Raw genomic sequence first — 2802 nt, 5'->3', positions numbered from 1 at the left:
TGCCGACGGCGAACGCCATCGGCCGCGGAGAGAACTTCGATTTGAGGGCGGTGAATGAAATCGGACATAAAGCCGGACTTATCATCGGATCGCAACCGAAGTCAGACGGCCCCCGCCGGAGCGTTACGGCTGTGTCAGGGGTTCGGCTGAAGGTGCGCATGACGGCTGAGACGGTCACTGAAGCAGTCGAATATGCTGGTATCGCTGTGCATATTGCCGTGCCTGCCGTCGGTTTCCGCGCTGAGGAGCGATAAGCGCATACGGGCTGAGCCGGGTCTGCGGGGTGCAGCCGGTGTTGTCTGGCATCTGACAGGCGGTGTGTCATGCCGCCCACTCCCGTGGTGGCGCGCGCGACATTGGTTTTTGCCCGCGGCGGAAGACCTCGATGATGCGCATGGGTCCGCCGCAACAGGGGCATGGTTCGCGCAGGGTGAGTGGGATGATCTCGGCGTCGGGTCCTGACGCAGTGGCCTGTTCCGGGCGCTGGATGCAGAGCAAGGCGCGGATTTTTGTGATGTTGGCCTTGCGGGTCGAACTGGCCAGCAGACCGTAATGCCGGATGCGGTGGAAGCCATCTGGCAGGACATGGATCAGGAAGCGGCGGATGAATTCGGGCGTGGCCAGCCGCATGACCTTTTGGCGGTCGCCAGATTTGATGCGGTAGTCCTTCCATCGGAAGGCGACGGTTTGGGCATCGGCACTGACCAGGCGTGCGTTCGAAATGGCTACGCGGTGCGTGTAGCGGCTCAGATAGGCCAGCACCGCCTCCGGCCCCCCGAAGGGTGGCTTGGCATAGACCACCCATTCGGATTTGCGGAATGGGGCGAGCCAGGTGGCAAAAGCCTTTGCCGCCGACAATCCGGCCAGATCACCGAAGAAGACCAGTTGCCCGGCCCGGTGCAAATCCATCAGCCCGTCCAGAAACAGGCGTCGGAACAGCCGCGACAGAACCCGCACATGCAAAAAGAACCCGAGGCGGCAGGCGACCCACTTCGTGCCATCGGGCGACAGGCCGCCGCCGGGGACGATCATATGGATGTGCGGATGATGGGTCAGTGCCGACCCCCAGGTGTGCAGCACGCTGGTCATGCCCACCCGCGCGCCCATACGTTTGGGATCGGCGGCGATGGTCATCACCGTCTCGGCAGACGCCCGGAACAGCAGTCCATAGACGGCCTTCTTGTTCCAGTAGGCGATCTGGGCGATCTCCGCCGGCATCGTGAAGACGACATGGAAGTATTCCACCGGCAGCAGGTCTTCGGCCCGCGCTTCCATCCAGTCGCGCGCCGCTGGCCCTTGGCACTTCGGGCAGTGCCGGTTCTTGCAGGAATTGTAAGCGATGTGATGGTGGCCGCACTTGGTGCAACCGGCCACATGCCCGCCAAGCGCTTCGGTCCGGCAGGCCTCGATCGCCGACATCACCTTCAGCTGCGAGAGGCTGACATGCCCCGCATTGGCCTGCCGCCACGCAGGTCCGTGGGCGCGAAAGATGTCAGCGATCTCCAGCCTGGACCGGGGCAACGCCCGAACCGGTCACTCCAGACTTCGCTTCACTGTTTGATCCTGCAACTTGGCCAGCATCTCATAGGGGCTGACGGTGTCGCGGATCGTCTTGGTGGCCACATGGGTGTATCGCGCAGTGGTCGTCAATTTGGCATGGCCGAGCAGCACCTGGATGACCCGCACGTCGGTGTTGGCTTCCAGCAGATGGGTGGCGAAGCTGTGCCGCAACGTGTGCAAGGTGGCGGGCTTCTTGACCCCGGCCATGTGCTTGGCCGACGTGAAGGCGCGGTTCAGCTGGCGCGGCGAGATCGGGTTGATCTTGGGCTTGCCCGGAAACAGCCAGCCCTCGGGGCGCGCCTCGCGCCACCAGGCGCGCAAAAGCTCCAGCAAGCCGGGCGACAGCATCACCTTGCGGTCTTTCTGCCCCTTGCCCTGCTCGACATGGATCAGCATGCGGTCGCTGTCGATGTCGCCGATCTTGAGGTTGCAGACCTCGGCGGCGCGCAGACCTGCGCCATAGGAAATGCTGAGCGCGGCGCGATACTTGAGCCCCGGCCCGGGTGCGGCCATCAGGATGTCGGACACCTCCTCAACGCTGAACACCACGGGCAACTTCCGCGGCTCGGTGCGAAATTGCATGTAGCGCTTCATCTCCTCCCGCCCGCAGGTCATCCCGAAGAAGAACCGGAGCGCCACAATGCGCGTGTTGAAAGTCGATGGGGTGATCCCTGTGTCTGTCATATGGAGCTGATAAGCGCGCAGGTCCTCCGGCGTCGCCGTGTCGGGTGATCGCCCAAGAAAGGCCACGAAATCCTTGATCGCCCGGATGTGCGACTTCTGTGCCTTGTCGCCCATCCCACGGATGCGCATGTCTTCGATCATCCGCTGGCGCAGCGGGGTTACTCTCTCCTCTGTCATGGGAACCTCCTGTCTGATGATTGAGAAGACCCCAATCGTCAGGCAGGTCAGTCAGATTGCAAAATGTGCAGCGTTATGGGCGTCTCACGCCATCAGCGGCAAGCACCAATGCCGCGGAGCGGCTTCGTCCCTGGGCCGGAACCGACACGCCCCCCCCTCCCGATGGTTCCTCCCCAGCGCTGATCGTATACGGGGGGGCTGAGCGCGCAAGTTTTCTAGCGTCTAGCTTTTTCACCGGGGAATCCACTTCGAAGGTAAGCATCCGGCGAGGGACGCGGTCACGCGGCCTTGACAGCTTTCTGCTCGGCGTTCCAGTTCCATGGGAGCAATTCAGGCAAGCGTGACACGGTGATATCGGGCAGGCGCGCCAGGACATCTGCC

Annotated in this window: 3 protein-coding genes; 1 reads left to right on the top strand and 2 read right to left on the bottom strand. The window is 63.0% G+C overall.

What is annotated here, in order from left to right:
* The coding region (locus tag KAK09_RS18445; RefSeq protein ID WP_210880384.1) for a hypothetical protein at positions 1 to 254 on the top strand (254 nt) is incomplete at its 5' end.
* Between the two features lie 67 nt (positions 255 to 321).
* Here KAK09_RS18445 and KAK09_RS18440 read toward each other — a convergent pair.
* Positions 322 to 1521, bottom strand: a complete 1200-nt coding sequence (locus tag KAK09_RS18440) for an IS91 family transposase (protein ID WP_210880383.1) — start codon at positions 1519 to 1521, stop codon at positions 322 to 324.
* 12 nt (positions 1522 to 1533) lie between these two features.
* Positions 1534 to 2421, bottom strand: a complete 888-nt coding sequence (locus KAK09_RS18435) for a tyrosine-type recombinase/integrase (RefSeq protein ID WP_210880382.1) — start codon at positions 2419 to 2421, stop codon at positions 1534 to 1536.
* Positions 2422 to 2802 lie beyond the last annotated feature (381 nt).

The organism is Roseovarius autotrophicus, assembly GCF_018069895.1.
Classification (GTDB): Bacteria; Pseudomonadota; Alphaproteobacteria; order Rhodobacterales; family Rhodobacteraceae; genus Roseovarius; species Roseovarius autotrophicus.
The sequence above is the reverse complement of the archived record's forward strand: the minus strand, read 5'-3'. Positions and strand labels throughout refer to the sequence as shown.

Excerpts from the sequence above, each read along its gene's own strand:
- KAK09_RS18435 (WP_210880382.1), bottom strand. The coding sequence starts at position 2,421 with ATGACAGAGGAGAGAGTAACCCCGCTGCGCCAGCGGATGATCGAAGAC.